Source organism: Legionella cincinnatiensis (assembly GCF_900452415.1).
GTDB classification, from domain to species: Bacteria; Pseudomonadota; Gammaproteobacteria; order Legionellales; family Legionellaceae; genus Legionella; species Legionella cincinnatiensis.
Genome location: NZ_UGNX01000001.1, coordinates 3347557 through 3367476, shown reverse-complemented (window position 1 = coordinate 3367476; position 19920 = coordinate 3347557). Strand labels below are relative to the sequence as shown.

Below are 19920 nucleotides of genomic sequence, written 5' to 3'. Positions count from 1 at the left end.
AAAATGATGGCGTATTGCTGATAGTGCGAGTAGTCCGCATTATCAGCAAAAGTTAGCGTAAGCACTGCTTTTCACTTCTTCTATCAATTTTTATGATAGATTGTTGTTGCATGAGGAGGTCGATGCTCATCGGATTGAAACCCATCTTTATCGGCCCCTTTACCTTTTTTAGTTTCCGCTTTATTTACTCGTTCGATTTCTTGTTTTACAGCTTTTTCCATTCGGTCGTACGCTTGTTGCGTTCCTGTTTTAATTCCCAACAGCTCAGCAAATTTGCTAATAATACTTTGGCTTCTACGCGTATCAAACAATTTGTTATGTGCAACGCGATGGACCGTAATTTTATCTAAAAGAAGGGTGAGAGGTAATTGAGGTTTGCCTGCTATTTCTTGATATAGATGCTTTAATTCCTTAAATTTGTCTCTGGTAGCGTCTGCTTGAGGTTGATTTTTAGGTAAGTTCTCAAGCTTTTTATAGAGCTCTTGCAGTACCTTCATTTGAGTAGGGTTTACCTCAAAACAATTTGGCGGTTGTGGAAGAACATAAAATGTATTCGCAGTTGGCTTCCCACCTACTAATTTTGTTTTGTAATCAAGCCCAATAGCAAATAAAGCAGGGACATCTGGGGGATAGTGCAACGTATAATTAAGAAGGGCGCGTGCAGTTGTACGGCAAGTGTTAGATGCTTTAATTTCTTTGGCACCACTAATTATCTCTTGATGCAAGGGCTGGTTATCGTTAACGTGTTGAGGTTGAAAAGTATTAATTGACTTGTATTCAAATGTTATTTTTCCTGATTCTTCTTGAGTAGGAAGGTAACAGTTGATACCACTTCTAAGCTTGTGCACTCCTTTTTGAGGATAAGTCAACTCCCTATATTTTACATTAGGTAATTCTCTATTCTTATAGTGCTCAAGTTGCTCGTTATGGATCTCTTTTGTGAGTGCCAAAAATTCTAAATATTGTTCATAGGTAATGGAGTATGATTGATAACTAATGTCTGAAGTAACATTTTCATTATCACTGAGGCCCTCATCCATTAATGAAGCCTCGGTGTGAGTGCCTACCGCTTTCCCAAACATAGTAAATTGTTTACCGCAACTTGTACCAAAGCTTGGATCTATAAGATTTCCCTTACCTACCCTGGCTAAAAGTTGGGGTTTGTCATCGACCATGACCCCTAACATAATAAAACTATGAATCCCTTCTTTTGCAATAGTTATAAAAAATTCGCTATCTTTATCTACAGTAATTGGCATAGTTGATCCTAATATTGAGCATATAAAAATGTTCTATAATTGTTATTGTAGATCAATTTATATTCATTTGGAATACATAGGTTACCATATGGCTAAAAAGATTCTTTTTGTTTTTGGTGGTACAGGCGTTAATGCACAAATGATCCGTGATTTCACCGAAGGTAAAACTGAGGATACTGGTGAAACTTTTAATGATGATGTGATTCGGGTGTATTTTAATGGTTGCCAAGATAAACATATTGGGGGTCATTCAAAACTTAAGGGATATTTAGATCCAAATCTTGATGTTGTTGCAAATAAGGTGCGTCACGCTTTTTCTAAAGACGATGTTGTTACCTTGAATCTTGTTGATTTAAAAAAGGAGTTTGGCAGTTCCATTATTATTGAACCAAAAGAAGGATTAACGGATGTGGTAGAAGTAGATGACATTACTTTGAATGGTTTCAGCCGTGGTGCAGTTGCTACTTTTGCAACTGCTCGAGCACTCGATGATTTAGATACTCCTATCTCACTTTTAGCTGAAGATCCAGTTCCTGGTAATGATCGTGAAAATACGTATAAACACGATTCTTTATATGCCAAAAATTTCGATTTGAGTCATTGCAGAAATATTGCTCGAGGAGAAATATTGCTTGGAACCTATTCGAAACATAATAAAGGCTGGGAAAATAAGTGGTTTAGACAAATGGCGCCAAAGTTTAATACGATCACTGATAGTCATATTTTTATGGTTCCCAAAAAGATGCATGTCGAATTTAATCGAAGAGCAACAACATATACTTCAAGCTTTTTATATAATAGAGGTTTAACTACTACTAGTCTTGCTTGGAGAGAAGAGAATGACCGCGCCTATGTAATTCCCAAAGTAGAGCAACAAAAATTTCATTTTGGCGTTGTAGGTAGGGCAGAATATTTACCTTCCTATAAAATGAGTGTTCTTCGAAGTCTGAAAAGCCAATATGACCCCGAAATTTTTTGCCCTATAGGTGAGGGTAGCAAATTTAAATGGGGGCAGGCGCTTTTAGCATTACATAATGCAACTATGGATGAGGAAACTTTTAAGATTTTATCAAAAGCTGTTTTAAAAAATACAGATAAAGGCAAAGGATTGCGCGAATTTATCGTGGAATTTGATAGTATTGTTCAATACAGTAAAGAGCAAAGTACTTTAAAAGCTGATCACAGACGAACAATGGCTGAATTAGAAAAAAATACATATAAATTAATCGCAGACTTTTATAAATTAGAAAATCCAAGCTTGAAAGAAAAAGAAGCTCTTGCACAAGCAATACAATCAAATATCAGTCTTTCAAAACGTGATCTACCCAGCAATGTTTATGATAAATTAAAAGAATTAACCACAATTCTGTTAGTTGAAAATACCTTAGTGCATTCACATTTAGTAAAATTTATCGATGAAAATGAAACTTTTTCTGCAAATTTACTTACTGCCGATCAACCCGCGCTCGATGGTGCTGTAACGAACGCAGAAGAATTATCGCAAAAATTATTTCATAGTTCTGTAAGACAACGTACAGTGATATTTGAACAAGAAAAGAAATCTCTAGGAGAATTTATAACCAATGCGGCTGATTTAGCAAATATCGCTTCATTTTTAACACCGAAGCAGTTAAAAGAGGTACTTGAGATAAATAACAAAATTACAACAATGGCTGATGTACTTTTGCTCATGAACACACTTCCTACATATGAACACCGAAAAATTATCTATCATGCTGTTAAAGAAAATTTAATCGATATGAAACCTACATTGGATGAAGTAGTAGTGCTAATGGAATATCTATCCGATAAAAAATGTCAGGAGCTTTGCCGGATATTACCAATTCAAGAATTGGAGTTGGTAGATTTAATACCTCCAAATGACTTAATGAGACAGAAACTTACTGACAGTAAAATCACGCTACTCAAAAAAGTATTGGAAGTTATGCCTGAAGAAACAATATCATATGGTGTACATAGTCGATAAACGAGGAGCACAAAAAGCTTTATAGAGAAGTCATGTAAATAGCAGGACCTCTTTAGGGGTATGGATAAAATCATGACAGGGAGTCATTGTATCAAAAGCATAGGGACGTGTGAAAAAATAGATGAATAAAAATTTAAGTGCTTTAAGTTTACTTTGGATTTCAATTACCAGCATGATAGGTTCAGGTTGGTTATTTGGTGCTTTATATTCTGCACATTTTGCTGGTCCCGCCGCTATTATAGCTTGGCCATTGGCAGGTTTTTTACTTCTATTTGTAGCATTATCCTATGCTGAATTAGGCACAATGTTTCCACAATCCGATAGCTTGGCTTGCTTGCCTTTATATACTCATGGGCGCTTAACCGGGATCATCATGAATAGTATGACTTGGTTTTCTTTGGCCATTTTACCTGTCATTGAAACTCAAGGTGTTCTTCAATATGCCAGTAATTACATTCCAGGGCTAGTAACCCATAATGGGATTTACTATAAGAATACTCCCTTGGGTTATATGTCGTCCTTGGTTGTATTAATGAGTTTTGTTTTTTTCAATTATTTCGGGATTGGTTTTTTTGCCCGTCTTAATGCAGCATTTACTGTTTGGAAAATAGTTATTCCTGCGCTTACCATCACAAGCTTAGTCACTATGAGTTATCACTCCAATAATTTTTTTCAATACGGTGGTTTCATGCCTTATGGTGGGCAGGGCATCATGGCGGCTATGTCGAGTGGAGGGATATTATTCTCCTTATTGGGATTTAGACAAGTAATTATTATGATGGGAGAACTCGAAAAACCAGGGCAATCTGTTCCTCTGATTTTGGGTGGTTCATTATTATTCGTCACTTTACTTTATACAGGGTTACAATGGTCCTTTATTGGTAGTGTTAGTGAACAAGCGCTTGCAAAAGGTTGGGTGAATTTATCGTTTACTGGTGATGCAGGCCCATTTGCAGCTTTGGCTGCATTATTGGGAATGATTTGGTTGAGTATTTTATTATATGTGGATGCTTTTGTATCTCCTTATTCAACAGGTTTGGTGTATTCAACAACAGCAGCGCATATGTTAAGCAATATGGGTTCTGTGGTTCCTACTCCAAGAATTCTTGCTAAACGTAATAAATATCACGTGCCCTGGGTGAGTTTAGGCGTGAATTTTTTACTTGCTGCTTCAATGTCATTTGTGTTGCATGGATGGCAGGAGATGTCTGCTTTTCTTGTGTCCCTACTGATGGTTAGTTATTCCATAGGACCTATAGGAATTGTTTGTTTACGTAAACAATTACCTGATTATAAAAGGCCTTTTCGTTTGCAAGGGTGTAGCGTTATTGCTTTTATTGGATTTTATGTTTGTACGGTTGGTGTTTATTGGGCCGGCTTTCATAGCGTCCGCAAGTTACTGGTGATCACTATTTTGGGGTTAGCAGGTTCTTTTCTTTATTGTTGCATCAAAAACACGCATCGAGATCTTGATGGCAAACATACACTTTGGTTTATAGTATATCTTTTAGGGCTTAGTATTTTCTCTTATCTTGGTAATTATGGAGGTAAACTTATCCTACCTAGGTATTGGGATTTAGTATATTTATTATTTTTCAGTTTGATCGTGTTTGTTTTCGCAATATTCTCCAGAAAACCCAATCCACATACACAAAAATTGGTTACAAAAAAGGTTAGATAGGATATTCGTTCACTATTGATTTATTTGTTTTATATTCAATAATACCGACAGTTCCTTGGGATTATGTAATACATCAGCCAAGGTATAACGCTCTAATACTTCCATAAATGCAGCCTGAGCTTCATGTAAAATACCTTTTAATCGACATACTGGAGCAATACAGCAGTTTGCTTTTTCTTTATTAAAACAAGGGACTAAATCAAAATGAGGCTCTAGTTGAGCAATCAGTTGACCCAAATTAATTGTTTCGGGTTGAACTGCTATTAATAGACCACCACCCTTACCACGACTGGTTTTAATCAGCCCAAGTTTGGCTAAGTTATGAATGATTTTAACCATATGATTATTAGAAATAGTGTAGGCATTAGTAATATCTTTAATCGTGCATGATTCTTTTCTCAGAGTGATATAAATCAAAGCGCGCAAGGAGTAATCAGTAAATTGCGTGAGTTGCATTATTAATTCCTAATAGTTAGTTGACTCTGATTATTTCTTTTTATAAGATGCATTGCAAATACATCTTTAAGGGGGAGCTATGGATAAATCGTTATTTGAGCGTCTTGGTGGTCAAGAGGCAGTTAATAGTGCGGTTGACATTTTCTATCGCAAAATGTTGACGGATGAACGAGTAAGTCATTTTTTTGATGACATTGATATGGAGCAACAAATCTTAAAGCAGAAAGGTTTTTTAACTTTGGTATTCGGAGGTCCCAACCACTACAGTGGAAAAAATATGCGTGAAGGACATGCTCATTTACTCAAACGTGGATTAAATGATACCCATGTAGATATAGTTATCGAACATTTAGGTGCTACTCTTAATGAATTAGGAGCGGGGGCAGAAGATATCGAACAAGTGGCTGCTATTGCCAATAGCGTTCGGAATGAAGTATTGGGGCGCTCATGAGTATCATCGACTTTAATAATCAATCGTATCGCTTAGCACCCCAGGAAAATGTGTTACAGTGCCTTTTACGCCATGGAGTGGATTATCCTAACTCATGTCAGGCTGGTATTTGCCAATCTTGTTTGATTAAAGCCAAGGAAGGTGTAGTTCATCCTTCCTGGCAGGAGGGATTACCGGAGACCCTTAAATCGCAAGGTTATTTTCTAGCATGTCTTGCAAAACCAGAAGCAGCACTTCAGGTAGTACCACCTGAAAATGCTGAGTGTGAAGTAGATGCAAAAATAATAGATCTTAAACGACTTAACCATAATGTCATGCAAGTCAAGCTTAGTGTAGATAATCTCGAGGGGTGGATCCCAGGCCAATATCTGAGTCTGATTAATCCCGAGGGCATCATGCGAAACTATTCAATCGCCAATATCCCTATCCAAGAAGGATTTATTGAGTTACACGTTAAAATTTATCCTAATGCGAGTATGGGACAATGGCTTTTGAATAAGGCAACAAAACATCTTGAAGTCAAACTTAGAGGTCCTTTTGGTCGTTGTTTTTACTATAATCCAGATCAATTAGTTTTTGATATTTTATTAGCAGGAACAGGGACAGGACTTGCACCACTTATTGCGATTATTAAAAGTGCGCTAAGTCAAAACCACCAGGGGTTAATTACATTAGTTCATGGTGGTCTTGTAGATGAAGATATATACTATCGAGAAGAGCTGGAAATGTTATCAGCGGTGTTTAGCTCTTTTGTCTATGACCCTTGCGTGCTCCAAAGTCAGGGGTGTTATCCAGAAGCATCCATAGAAAAACGAGCCTTGATTCATTTAAATGTCTCGAAAGCAACGCGTGTCTATGTTTGTGGCCCTAAAGAGACAACCAATAAATTGAAAAGGCAGATTTTTCTCGCGGGTGTGCCTTCTCAGTCTATATTTAGCGATGTGTTTTTGTGAGTGCCATTTAATGTGGCACCTAAGTGCTGCATTAAATGTTAAGATTTTTGTTTAGAAATATCTTCAAGTTTAAAATTCAATGAATTTTTTTCGCGTAAGGAGAACAACCTTGTTAGGCTGATTTAATGAGATTATTGGTTTTAACAACAGATCTAAAAATTACCTATAATTAATTAAAATCCAAATGTTATAGTACGTTATGAAATTAAATTTGACGACTTTTTCAGAAGAGCATAAAAACATTTTGCGAGCTCAAAGAAAGTTAGTATTGGAAACACTCGATGCAATCGCTGCTTATTTAGTAGAAAATGGTGATGTAGAATCAGAATGGCGAATGATGTTAAATAAGGAATACATGATAAATTACTATGATGTAATCCCTGATAAAGGTCCCCTCCGAACCCATGAAATTGATTTAGAACTCTCTGTTATTTATGAAAATGGTTATGTAGAGATAAAGATATTTAAAAAAGATGTTCTAAAAGCTAATGATGCGCTCCTTCGAATTGTCTCTAGTAAATTGAAAGAGAGAAAGGCAAAATTAATGCACATGACAGAAGAGGCTTCTCCTGAACAACTTCAACTAATTAACGCTCACATAGATCACACAGAGAGTTTAATAAAAAAATGCTTTAATTTAAAAATCAGCAGTCAACTTCTTATTACAGAAGTCGGAGGATTACATTTTATTGATGAAATTCTTACGCAGATGAAAAATAATGAAATTAATAGTTTTACTCCTGAACACTATACGCAATTCAAAAGGCATATGGATGAATTAAAAGAACTTGTCCATTTGTATTCACCCACAAATAGTCAAGAGGATTATGCGTCGCTTTGCAGTAGAAAAGATATTATTAATAAACGGCAACAATTTAATAAATCTTTTAATATTTGCAAATCATTATTACATTCTTTCTCGCAGGAAGGAATATTAGCTTCTGATACGGAGCAATCAATTCTCATGAATTTTAATAGTTTGCAGCATATGTTTTTTGCAAAATGCGATGTATATTTTATGGTTCTAACGTAACAAAAAGTATTTCGAGCCAGTTAATCAATGTCATGAAAGAAAGCTATCCTGAGAAATTTAGCTTACTTAACGTCAATTATGGATAAGAGATCGAGTTATTACTTCGATCCGTTCGGGCTGATGCGCCTCCTCAGCTCGAACGGGTCATGATAGAAGCTCGTTATAATTATATCTTCATCCATAACTGACGTTACTTAAGGACTCCTGTGTTGCAAAATCAAATTTTTAAAATGCATAATCTTTTTGTGCAAACGCTTCAAAAGTGGGATAGCCACTGGATCTATCCATTCAACCTACTCAAATAGGTAAGTTTTCTACAACAAATTGATGGAAGTTTTATTACTCATCATTTACTGTTATGCTGACAAGCCACAATGGGTTGAGATTATCGGTATGTTAAGAGAGGATTCATTTAAACCAAGATGGTTACCATTAAAAGCGATTTCTTATTTTCACAAAGCACCTATTCGTTTTATGAGTCAAGTTGCTTATCGTTATGGAGATACAGCAAGTTTCAAATTTTTAAATCAACGTTTATGGATAATTCGTCAGCCAGAGTTAGCTGCTACTTTAGTTAAAAATAGCGATCTAGCAAAATCACCACTTATTTTTAAACAACTATATCCTGTTACTGGTCGGCAGGGATTAGTTCAGCTGGATAATAGCAGCTGGCAACTTAGGATTCCTCCGATTAAGGCCCAGTTTTCTATTCAAGGTCTGAACGATTTTTTACCTGTGATCATCAATAATATAGAAACCGTTTTACAGCAATTGAACAATGGCCCCATCAATATCTATCCTCTCATTATGAAAATGACTATGAACAACATATTGGCAATGTTGGGTATTGAGGGTAGGTCAGATATAACAGCAATTATTAATGATATGTTGGTATTAAACAAACTCTGTGGTAACCGCATGCGGCAACTAGTTCGGTGGCCTTTATTTTTGCCGGTACAGTCACATCGAACCATAAACAAGAGGGCTTATGCGTTGAGGATTAAATTAAATCGTTTGCTACAAACATCAAGCCTTCGTGCTAACTCACCATTACATCAGTTACAACAGTATTGGTCTAGCAGTGAATGTATCGATCATTTAAGTACCTTTTTGTTTGCTGGTTTTGAAACGACATCAAGCTCTATTATCACTGCTTTGTATTATTTGGCTCAAGATCCAGAGTTGCAAAATGCAATACGAGAAGAAGGAGTTTATACCGGAAAATTGTCAGTACAATTAATGAGGCAATGGTCTTGGACGCATGCGCTTTATTGTGAAACACTTCGGATGTACCCGCCTGCATATATGCTGGCTCGCCAGCCGACAATAGATATCCACCACGATAACATGATTTTTAAAAGTAATGATTTAATAGTCGTCAATATTCATGGCATTCATAGGCATGAGCATTATTGGTGTACGCCCCGATCATTTGATGTAAGGCGCCATTTAAACAGCTCTCCATTTGCTAATAAAGCATTTATGCCATTTGGATTGGGAAAACGAATTTGTACTGGGCATCATTTGGCGATGACTGAAAGTATGTTGACCTTGTCTTTAATCTGTCAACGTTTTCAATTAACTACTCCCAATATTATCAAACCGATGATGAATACAGAGATTACACTTCATCCAAGGAGTCAAATATGGTTGAACTGCGAGCCTTGCTAAATCAGTGGCTGTGTGACTATTTAAAATTGGATATGGGCAGAGATGAGCGTTTATTTACTCAATTTTTACCTTTGGGCTATACTAAAACGACCTTATCTTGCGTCAATGTTTCTTTTTATGAACGATGTCAATTGACCAAATGGATGGTAGGTGCACTTATCACTTTAACTGATGATTTCACTGATAATCCAGCATTTAGGAGCATGTCGTGGGTAAAAGGATTTATTGCAGCCATCCAAGATGGCCGTTCGATTTATCCTCTGTCTGCTAAACAGCAACAAGCATTGAAATTGTCTTGTCAATTATATGAATGGATACAACAATCGATTGCTCAAATGACACTTCAACCAAGGCTTATTCCCTTAATTGAATTTGACATGCAACAATACTTCCTAAACATGCATTTCAGTGCTTTTCTTAGCAGTGAACCTTTATTGATTTGTAAACGAGAGTATCTATGGCATGCGCCTCATAACATGGGCATTGTTATTGCAGGAATGGTGGATTTGGCCTGCAGTGATTCCATTGAATGGCAAGAAATGGCGGCTATGCGTGAAATATTTTATAGCGCACAACGTTGCGGACATATTTGTAATACTTTAACTACTATGGATAGAGAAATACAAGAAGAGTGCATCAGTAATGAAGTTCTATTAAGAAAACTTCATGGAAATAATGGGAGTGAAGACGATATTATGGAATTTTTAAAGCAGGAAAGAGCAAAACTGTATCAAGAAATACGGGATAAATCGTTAAAAACATTCTCAATAGAGAACTATGTGAAAGGATTTGAGCAGTTACAAGCATTGCATGATGATATGCAAGGCGTAATATGAGCCCATCATTTACTATTATTGGCGCAGGCGCTAGCGGGTTATTATCAGCATTGGTTTTAGCAGAACGTGCTGAAGAGATTTTACTCATTGATCGATATTGGCCTGATCCACAAGGGGGGAGTCAAGGAACACCTCAAAGCCGTCATTTGCATGTATTGTTAGCGGAAGGACAACGACTACTGGCTTCTTTATTACCAAAAGTTTGGCGAAAGCTAACTGTTGATTTGCTGCCGTTGGTGGATTGGGGTAAGGAAACTTGGTGGAAAACTCCTCAGGGACTTCTTATACCAAATGATTGTGATGTAAAAACGTACCTATTTAGTCGCCAATGGTTCAATCAGGCTTTATGGTCTGAGTGCCAGCAGTTTAAAAATATAAAGACATTAACTGCAACAGTGGATGATTGGCAGGTGATTGATGGAAAAATAAAGCGATTGCAATTTAAAGATGGCAATTATATATCAATTGCAGGGAATGTCATTGATGCACGGGGTAGAGCGTCGGACTTGCAAAGGCAATTGCGACTCAAGTCTTTAGAAGTTAAAAATCAATATCGATATTTTTCTACCCGATTGCAGCAAGATACTTGGCAGACTAAACTTGTGGCTCAACAAGTTTATATTCAAGCTTGTCCTAAAAAAGAACCCATAGGTTTGGTATTGTCTCCCATTGAAGGACAGGAAATGATTTTGACATTAATTGATACCACTGGCACCGTTAAAACAGAGGTACAGAGACAATTAATAGTAAACAGCTTATTCGAAAAATATCAATTAGGTTCTATTGATTGTAAGTGTATGAATTGGGTGCCCTATGCTAATTTGAATAATAAGCGCTTAATCATTGCGAGCAGGAAGTGGCCTCAAAATTTGTTTGCTCTTGGTGACAGTATTTGTTACCAGAATCCTGTTTATGGGCAAGGTTTAACCGTTATACTGAAGCAGATACAGCTATTAAGACAGCCTAATAAACTAAATTGGTTAAGTCAAAAACAACTGCATCAATGTAATTGGTTGCCCTGGTTAATGTCTTCTCATCAGGACAGGGGGCATGATAAGGACACTACATTTCAATGGTTTTTGCAAAAACTATTAAAACGGGCAACGATTGATCCTGCCGTTGGAAAAGCCCTTATTCAGGTTCTACATCAAAAAATAGGGCCATGGCATTTATTAAATCCTAAATTTTTGGTCAAACTTATGGGGAAACATCATTATGATTAGACTATATCAGTATCCGGGTATTTGGGGGATGCCGAGCTTGTCCCCATTTTGCAGCAAAATATTTTATTTCCTCACCTGGACAAACTTACCCTTTGAAGTGATTCAGGTTTCTAATCCGCGTAAGGGACCTAAGGGTAAATTTCCTGTGATTGAGGATAATGGCTTATTGGTGGCTGATTCAGAATTCATCATTGAGCATTGTAGACAAAAATATGAATTAGATATTGAAGATTATATAGATGATTTACCTATCAGACGGTTAATTGAAGAGCATCTTTATTTCATCATATTATATTCGCGATGGATTGATTCAGAAAATAAGATGCAGATTGAAAAGGCGTTTAAACCTTTTTTTCCTAAGGGGCTAGGGAAGATAGTGTTATCTATCATTCGTCTACAACTACGAAAACAAGGCTATTTTCAAGGGATTGCCCGACACAATCGTGAGCAAATTTATCAAAAAGGCATTGATGATTTACAAGCAATTGAGCAGTTTATCATTCATCGTCAACAAGGCAAATGTCGCGTTATTGATATGTCATTATATGCTTTTTTGCAGGTTATCCAACAAACACCTTTGGATATTCCTATTCGTTCTTATGCAATTGCGTCAGAAGCGATTCAAGAGTATTTATCCTCTCTTAGCAATCAATTTCAGTATTAAAACTTTGTTATAAAAATAAAGGAGGGCTATCAAAGAGGGGGGGGCTTTGTTGAGTTCACTATATTGGATTCTTGGTAGCAATTGAAAAAAAATTTGGTATATTGTTAAAAAGTAAAAAGGAATTTATCAATGGAAAATAATAGCTCACGGCATCCTTGGAACGCGCGATTTATTGTCGGAATTATCATCCTTCTTCTAACTTTTATCGGCTTAATCCTGACTAATATGAAAGCGGAAAGCGCATGGCGATTTTGGCAGATAATTACAGTTATCATTGCTCTGCTTGCTTTAGGACTAAGTTTTTATCTGAGGCATGTGAAGAAAATACCAACGGCGGTTCTTATTTGGCATGAAGTTTTGCATTGGTTGGGACTAATGGGGTCCGTTTATATCATTTCAATGTATGTCAATATAGGAATTATAAGTCCATTTATTGGAGCATTAGGAGTTCTCGCACTTCTGGCACAAGCGATTTTTTTAGCGGGTATTTATATTGAATCAACTTTTCTTTTTATTGGAATTGCACTTGGCCTGTTCGCAATAAGTGTTGCTTGGATGGAAACACATCTATTTCTTCTCATTATTCCTATTTTAATTATTGCTATTTTAGTTATAGCTTATTTTGCTCGGCGAAAGAATGCATAGCTTCTGGCATTGATAAAGTGGAATCATTGGAGGTAGCGTTCTTTTCAAAAAAATTGCCGACGCTCATGTCGATGAAAAGGGAGAAGTGATCGTCGCAGGAATAAAAAGAAAAGGGTAGTTAGAAAGGATAAATCATTATGCTAGCCAAATGTTCTGTTTTTATTGCTACCAGTCTTGATGGTTTTATTGCTAGGGATGATGGATCTATTGATTGGTTAATGAAAGCGAACACTCTTGTGCCGCCAGGTGAGGATGGTGGCTATAAAGAATTTATATCGACAGTCAATGGACTGGTTATGGGAAGGCATTCATTTGAGAAGGTATTATCGTTTGAATCTTGGCCATATGGTGATCTCCCAGTAGTTGTAATGAGTAGCCAATCTATAGAAATACCCAGCCATTTAAAAAATAATGTTTCGATGTCTTCTGAAACACCAGTTGATTTAGTCAAACGGTTAACAAATCAAGGTTTTAAACATCTTTATATCGATGGAGGTATTACTATCCAGAACTTTATTGTTGATAATCTGATCGATGAATTAACGATAACAATCGCTCCTGTATTGTTGGGATCTGGTCGCTCTCTGTTTGGCCCATTGACACATGATATTGAACTTGACCATATTGAAACCAAATGTATTGGCGGCGGTTTTACGCAACTGAAATATCGCATTCATTCTATTGCAGATACCGAGGCTGTAAAGGAAAAAAATAAGAATAAAGTATCTCTTGTTTATGATGAAATGATTGATTGGTTTGATAGCCATCGTAATAAAGAACTTGATATGGAACAGTTCTATTTGGATTTTTTACAAAATCATATTCCCTCAGGGGGCAAAGTATTAGATGTTGGTTGTGGTACTGGTGAACCAATAGCACAATTTTTGATTAAAAAAGGTTATAAAGTAACAGGTATTGATGCCAGTAAAAAAATGATTCATTTATGTAAAAAGCGGTTTCCCAATGGAAAATGGCTTCTTGCTGATATGCGCACTCTAAATTTACAAGATAAGTTTCATGCTGTAATTGCTTGGCACAGCCTTTTTCACTTACCTCATGATGATCAACGAATGGTATTAAAATCCCTTTCATCCTTGGTGGAACAAAATGGTTTATTAATATTTACCTCAGGATCTGAATACGGGGAAGTCTGGGGTGATAACGGAGGGTATGATTTATATCATGCATCTCTTTCTGCTGAAGAATATACTCAAATACTTCTAAATTGTAATTTTAAAGTACTTATACACAACGTTAGCGATCCGAAATGTGGGGAAGCAACTGTATGGGTTACACAAAAGAAAGAATAAAAATGACTAAAAATACTTGCTCGTTAGCAATTTATTAAATGAAACATCAAAAAAATGATTTCTCCACAGGTTTTTTTCCTAGGAATCCATGCAAACATTAATGGCAACACTTATCTCTATTACCCTGTTGTTAACATACCACAAGAAATGCCTGTCACGGTTTTTCTTAAAAGAGGTAAATCCTTTCTTTTTATGGCCTCAATCTGAATAAGATTCAAAGGATGAACCATAGTTGATCTTAATTGAATACTTTCTCCAAGCCAGGGTTGATGAAAACAAAAATCTTTTTCCCCCGTAATTTGATGGAAAAATAGGATGCTTGATTCTAGCTCTGATTGAAAAGGTTTGAGATATTCATTGGAGCCAGTTAATTGATACAAGTACTGTTCCCAGATAGGGAGGTAAACTTTAGAAAGGGTTACTCCTAATTGTTTTACAAAGGAAGCAAAAAGAGCATTTTCTTTATAGAGATTCTTAAGCCTATTTTTTCCAAGCTCATTGAGCTCTAACCACGTGGAACCAACACCCCACCAAGTTGGAAAAAGAAGTCGTGTTTGAGTCCAACATAGAATCCATGGGATGGCACGAAGCTTTCTTTGATCCGGTCCTGATTTTCGTTTGGTCGGACGAGAGCCGATCTTCAACTCCTTCAAAAAATGATAGGGCGATGCTTGTTCAATTACCAACCAAAACCATTCGCTTTTTATCAGCGTTTTATATTTTTGACTGACTTTTGTAGAAAATAATGATAGCTCCTCAGGATAATCATTATCGCTGTTTTTATCTTGCTGTGAATAAATATCAATGAATTTGTCAATCTGACTTTTGAGTATAGAACTTGAACCAAAGAGCCGTGCAACCATTTCTCCCTGAATAGTTGCTTTATAATTCGCCATTATTTCCTTGGACCAAGAAGCAGTTTGTTCTTTAATATCCCCACCTCCTCGCTCAATACTGCCACCCGAACCATGAAAAAAAATGGGCCGAAGGTTCTTATTTTCGAGTGTAAACTGAATACTTCTTAAGCTTTTAGCAATCATGAGCCGGGAAGGTAATACGCCATTTTCTTTAGAAGAGTCAGAATAACCTAGCATGACTTCATAGTTACCATCCCATTGTTTAAGATGCTTCTGTCTAATATCTTCAGTGATTGAATTATTTAAAATTGCATCAGCATTGGTGAGAGCAAGTTGATTTTCAAATAAAGGTACAACAGGTAGGGTATAGTTTTTAAAAACTTGTTTTACTAACTTAATTCCATTTTTTATATCCTCAGCAGATTCAACCATGCTGAGAATAAAACCTCGTATATAGTTTTTGGGATCAGTCCCGTGGGTTATGGCATAGACTTGTTCCAGCATATTGGTGATCGTGGTTTTTTTTATGCTTGTTAAACTTTCTTTGACAATGGCTGAATCTTCTCTGAGTTCTATGGGTATGACCAAAGCGGGATAAAGCTGAAAAATGCTGGAGATAATGGAAAATTGTTCGAGTTTGAAATTTAAAAACTTTAGGGTCTCTCTCTGTATCGCAGTTAATTCTTTTTTGAATGCAGAAACTTTTTCATGATCCCTAGGTTTTATTTTTCTAAGATCATGCGTTTTTCTAATAAGCTGATTGATCTGACTCGCCAAGATTTTGTTTGCATTTAATGCCGTTGAGAGTTTGACAATTTCGAGTACTTCTTTTAGGCACTCCTGAATATAGACAATAAAAAAGGATCGAGAAAGCTCGAGACTTTTAACCATAATTTTTTCATTAACACCTGAATGCCCATCTTTATCACCTCCTACCCAAGTGCGTAACTGAATGGGGATGCCTTGGGTGAAAAAGGAATGATAAAGTTTGATATTGAGTGGATTGAGTGCATATTGATAGATGTATCGAGCTTCGTCTTCTACGCTTGGTTTTTCATGAAAGGAAATATTAATTTGGAGTGAGATTTTAAGCATTTGATCCAGGTGGGATTCATTCATCAGGTAGGGGGATTTAAGAACTTCGACAAGATAGTCACGAATTGCTTTGAAAAGTTTTAAAAATTCATTGGTACGAGCTTCGGTTGGATGTGCTGTTAAAACATAATGAATACCTTGAGGCTTGTCAGAATAGATTTTTTCTTTTCTTTGGTTGATACGAAAAATGCGGTAGGCACTTTCACAGGCATTAATGAGTTCCATCATGAGCGAAAATCCATGAGCAATTTGATAAAGTTGATTTCTATCAAGTTTAGACAGCTCACTTTGAAGACTAAGAAGTGCATTTCTAAGTTCGAGTGCTTTACTCCCAATTGTATCTTGCATGGATACTCGAATTTGCTCAATTATTTCGTATGTTTCTTTTCCATAAACCTCTGCAATGGCTTTCCCTAAACGAGTAAGCGACCAAGAAACCATATGGCTGAGTTCTCTTGGCAGATGGGAGACATTTTGTTTCATCGAAAACTCCAATTTCTAAGAGAATATCTGGATTGTGTGTTCTTGGGAAGCACCACCCGCTTTTGAGTGAATCTCAAGAAGACCCTTCTAATTAAATCCATTGAAGCATGTCTTTACACACGATTGTAATATACTTATATATACTGGAAAATAATTTGTTTTACTAATTCTCTTATTGCCATCACTCTCAAAAAAGTTTTCGTTAGTCCTAGGTAACGTCCCTAAAGTTTAGGGGCGTTACCTACTCTTATGGAGCGAGCGCAAGCTTTTTCTTTTCATCGCACACAGATAATGTTTTAAATGCAAATCATTTATTAGGGTTTTTGCTAAAAAATTAAGGTAGGTATTTATGTAATTTGTATAAACTTATCAAGTATATTTTTAAGATGAACCTTAACGTTAAAACAAAGATTTAAACGTTCATTATATTGCTAAAAAGGATATTGAGCTTTTTGCCATTCAACACTAAAGGGAATTACTAAAATAAAAAGAAAACAAAATAATATAAAAAAAGAACATCCGGAGATTGAGAATATTAAAAATATCTGTGCAAGTATTAAAGAATCTCAAAAAGACATACAACCACCGCAATAACAAAAAGAGCAGCCAGGGTTGCGAAGCGATTTCCCTACCTCTCAAAACTGTTGTTTGATTCTTATTATAGTTTTCTTTAAAACAGTTCCGTGTAAGGTTTTCCTTAATCAAGTGGAATTCAAAATCTATAAAAACTAATCTATAGTTTATTCAATTTGTAGTGCTATTTAGGAATGATAGGAGAATTCAATTCATTACAGGAGGAACAAATAATGCCAAATGATGGAGACAAACCTCTTGTGGTTATAACAGGATCTGTAGGTAACTTGGGCGTCGCAATTACAGACGCATTGCAAGAAAAATATCAAGTTATTGGATTTGATAAAGAAGGGACTGATTGCGATATTCCATTTGACATCACATCAGATTCCTCAGTATCACAATCATTTAATCTATTTAAAAAGAGATACGGTAGTAAAATTGCGGCAGTGATTCATTTGGCTGCATATTTTGATTTTAGTGGGGAAGAATCGCCACTTTATGAAAAAGTAAATGAACAAGGCACTAAAAATTTATTAAATGCGTTGCAAGAATTTACAGTAGAACGTTTTATCTTTTCAGGTACTATGCTGGTGCATAAAGCCGGTACACCTGGTGAAAAGATTAATGAAGAAACCCCTTTGGCACCTAAATGGATTTATCCTAAATCAAAAGAAAAAACTGAAAAAATCATTCAGAAATACCATGGAAAAATTCCTTATTTAATTTTAAGACTCGCAGGTCTTTATGATGATAAGACATGTATTCCCACACTTGCACATCAGATTTCTCGCACTTATGAGCGAAAGCTTAAAAGTAATTTATATGCAGGGGATCCTAAAGCGGGTCAGTCTTTTATTCACCAAGACGATTTAGTTCGCCTCTTTGTTAAAGCAGTTCATTATCGCCAGGAATTAGCTGAAGAAGAAATTATTCTTGCAGGAGAGGCAGAAACAGTAAGTTATAAACACTTACAAGAAATGATTACTGAGCTTCTGCATGATGAAAAAATGGAGTTATTCAATATCCCTCGTCCAGTTGCCAAAGTTGCATCCTGGATGGAAGAAAAGTCTGAGCCTATTATTCCTGATGATTTTGATCAAGGAGAAAAACCATTTATTCGCCCTTTTATGATTGATTTAGGTTCTGATCATTATGAATTAGATATTACTAAAGCGAGAGAAAAACTTCACTGGCGACCAAGCCATCATATAGAAAAAACAGTACCTAAAATAATAAATGAATTAAAAAAAGATCCTAAAAATTGGTACAAAAATAATGGAATTACACTGCCAGACTGGATGCAGGCGCTTGAAGAAAAAAATCCTGAAATAATTCGTGAACGTTATGAATTTGAATTTCGTAAAGCCCATCAACAAAATCTGTGGGGACATTTTTTAAATCTTGCCCTTGCTTTTTGGCTGATTACTGCGCCATTTATTTTAGGATATCACTCAAATTCTTTAATTATTAGCGACATGCTTACTGGTTTTCTTTTAGCGGGTGGTTCTCTTTTATGTTTGTCCTGGAGGTTGGCTCCACTGAGATGGGTTTTAGCAATCCTTGGGGTGTGGCTTATCTTCGCTCCATTAATTTTTTGGGCACCTACTGCTGCAGCTTATTTAAATGATACTTTGATTGGAGCATTAATTATTGGGTTTTCAGTATTAATACGTCCCAATATAGGTATTTCTCCTAATGCTGCATTAACTGGACCTATTATTCCTCCTGGATGGGATTTTTCACCATCAAGTTGGGTACAACGTATCCCAATTATTATGCTTGCTTTTATTGGTTTTTATATTTCACGCTACATGGCGGCTTATCAACTAGGCCATATTGATTATGTCTGGGATCCTTTCTTTATTGGAAAGCCACAAAATCCCCAAAATGGTACTGAAGAAATTATTACTTCCTATGTTTCTAAAAAATGGCCTATATCTGATGCAGGACTTGGAGCAGTAGTTTATCTCTTCGAAATTCTTACTGGAATTATAGGGGGCACGAATCGTTGGCGTACCATGCCCTGGCTTGTCTTGTTATTTGGTTTAATGATTATTCCTTTGGGTGCTGTTTCCATTGCTTTTATTATTATTCAGCCCATTTTTTTAAATACCTATTGTACTCTTTGTTTAATCGCTGCAATGGCTATGGTCATACAAATGGCGTACTCTGTGGACGAAATTATCGCAACATTGATGTTTCTATGGCGACGCTGGCAAAATGGAAGGCCATTACTACTTATTCTTTTTGTTGGGGATACTGATGAAAAATATAGAAAGGGGAGGGATGAATCTTTAGATGATTTTGAACAATCACCCATCAAAATCCTTAAGGTAATGTGGGGTAAAGGAATTACATTACCTTGGAACTTGCTCTTGTGTTTGTTAATCGGACTATGGTTAATGTTTTCACCTTTGCTCTTAAAGGCTACTGGGGGAATGGCAAACATGACTCATTTATTGGGGGCGTTAATTATTACTGTAACGATTATTTCTTTTGCAGAAGTAGCGCGTGCAATTAGATATATCAATTGGCTTTTTGCTGTAGTTCTTCTAATCATACCGTTCATACCATTCATACCGTTTATTTACCATGCCAGTCTGATACAAATAATTTCAAGTATATGTTGCGGTCTTTTACTTTTTTTCTTAACTATTCCACGAGGAAAAATAAAAGCTTCCTATGGGAAATGGGATAATTTTATTGTATAGGTTCTATCAAGAATCTCCTTTTCTTTATA

Annotated in this window: 15 protein-coding genes; 12 read left to right on the top strand and 3 right to left on the bottom strand. The window is 36.1% G+C overall.

Annotated features, from left to right (window positions below):
- Positions 1–83 precede the first annotated feature (83 nt).
- Entirely contained in the window at positions 84–1259 is a 1176-nt protein-coding gene (locus DYH34_RS14965) for a hypothetical protein (RefSeq protein ID WP_115342631.1), read from the bottom strand.
- 88 nt (positions 1260–1347) lie between these two features.
- Between DYH34_RS14965 and DYH34_RS14960 the strand changes: the two genes are divergently transcribed.
- Positions 1348–3246 carry a hypothetical protein gene (locus DYH34_RS14960; RefSeq protein WP_058464969.1) on the top strand — a complete coding sequence of 633 codons (1899 nt, stop codon included), beginning with the start codon at positions 1348–1350 and terminating at the stop codon, positions 3244–3246.
- A 121-nt stretch (positions 3247–3367) separates the two neighbouring features.
- Positions 3368–4927: an APC family permease gene (locus tag DYH34_RS14955; RefSeq protein WP_058464970.1), complete on the top strand. Its 1560-nt coding sequence runs from the start codon at positions 3368–3370 to the stop codon at positions 4925–4927.
- A gap of 12 nt (positions 4928–4939) precedes the next feature.
- Here DYH34_RS14955 and DYH34_RS14950 read toward each other — a convergent pair whose 3' ends face one another.
- Positions 4940–5383, bottom strand: a complete 444-nt coding sequence (locus DYH34_RS14950; protein WP_058464971.1) for an Rrf2 family transcriptional regulator — start codon at positions 5381–5383, stop codon at positions 4940–4942.
- A gap of 79 nt (positions 5384–5462) precedes the next feature.
- On the opposite strand from DYH34_RS14950, the gene DYH34_RS14945 reads away from it, so the two are divergent.
- The 9 genes from DYH34_RS14945 to DYH34_RS14905 all read left to right on the top strand — a co-directional run bounded on the left by DYH34_RS14945 (position 5463) and on the right by DYH34_RS14905 (position 14169).
- Complete coding sequence (locus DYH34_RS14945) at positions 5463–5834, top strand: group I truncated hemoglobin (RefSeq protein ID WP_058464972.1); 372 nt, start codon at positions 5463–5465, stop codon at positions 5832–5834.
- The gene (locus tag DYH34_RS14940; protein WP_058464973.1) at positions 5831–6787 is read left to right on the top strand and encodes an FAD-binding oxidoreductase; all 957 of its coding nucleotides are present in this window, start codon (positions 5831–5833) and stop codon (positions 6785–6787) included. Before DYH34_RS14945 ends, DYH34_RS14940 begins: the two co-directional genes overlap by 4 nt.
- Positions 6788–6986: 199 nt before the next feature.
- Positions 6987–7820 carry a glycoside hydrolase family 30 protein gene (locus tag DYH34_RS14935; RefSeq protein ID WP_058464974.1) on the top strand — a complete coding sequence of 278 codons (834 nt, stop codon included), beginning with the start codon at positions 6987–6989 and terminating at the stop codon, positions 7818–7820.
- Between the two features lie 327 nt (positions 7821–8147).
- A complete protein-coding gene (locus DYH34_RS14930; RefSeq protein ID WP_058464975.1) occupies positions 8148–9491 on the top strand; it encodes a cytochrome P450 in 1344 nt (447 codons plus the stop codon).
- Positions 9467–10327, top strand: a complete 861-nt coding sequence (locus tag DYH34_RS14925) for a terpene synthase family protein (RefSeq protein WP_058464976.1) — start codon at positions 9467–9469, stop codon at positions 10325–10327. Before DYH34_RS14930 ends, DYH34_RS14925 begins: the two co-directional genes overlap by 25 nt.
- Complete coding sequence (locus DYH34_RS14920; RefSeq protein ID WP_058464977.1) at positions 10324–11550, top strand: FAD-dependent monooxygenase family protein; 1227 nt, start codon at positions 10324–10326, stop codon at positions 11548–11550. Before DYH34_RS14925 ends, DYH34_RS14920 begins: the two co-directional genes overlap by 4 nt.
- Positions 11543–12214, top strand: a complete 672-nt coding sequence (locus DYH34_RS14915) for a Tom37 metaxin N-terminal-like domain-containing protein (RefSeq protein WP_083502757.1) — start codon at positions 11543–11545, stop codon at positions 12212–12214. The genes DYH34_RS14920 and DYH34_RS14915 overlap by 8 nt, the downstream gene beginning before the upstream one ends.
- A gap of 129 nt (positions 12215–12343) precedes the next feature.
- The gene (locus DYH34_RS14910) at positions 12344–12859 is read left to right on the top strand and encodes a hypothetical protein (protein WP_058464978.1); all 516 of its coding nucleotides are present in this window, start codon (positions 12344–12346) and stop codon (positions 12857–12859) included.
- A 137-nt stretch (positions 12860–12996) separates the two neighbouring features.
- Positions 12997–14169: a methyltransferase domain-containing protein gene (locus tag DYH34_RS14905; RefSeq protein WP_058464979.1), complete on the top strand. Its 1173-nt coding sequence runs from the start codon at positions 12997–12999 to the stop codon at positions 14167–14169.
- Positions 14170–14288: 119 nt separating this feature from the next.
- Here DYH34_RS14905 and DYH34_RS14900 read toward each other — a convergent pair whose 3' ends face one another.
- Complete coding sequence (locus DYH34_RS14900; RefSeq protein ID WP_058464980.1) at positions 14289–16604, bottom strand: phosphoenolpyruvate carboxylase; 2316 nt, start codon at positions 16602–16604, stop codon at positions 14289–14291.
- A gap of 806 nt (positions 16605–17410) precedes the next feature.
- On the opposite strand from DYH34_RS14900, the gene DYH34_RS14895 reads away from it, so the two are divergent.
- Entirely contained in the window at positions 17411–19891 is a 2481-nt protein-coding gene (locus tag DYH34_RS14895; protein WP_202972244.1) for a vitamin K epoxide reductase family protein, read from the top strand.
- Positions 19892–19920 lie beyond the last annotated feature (29 nt).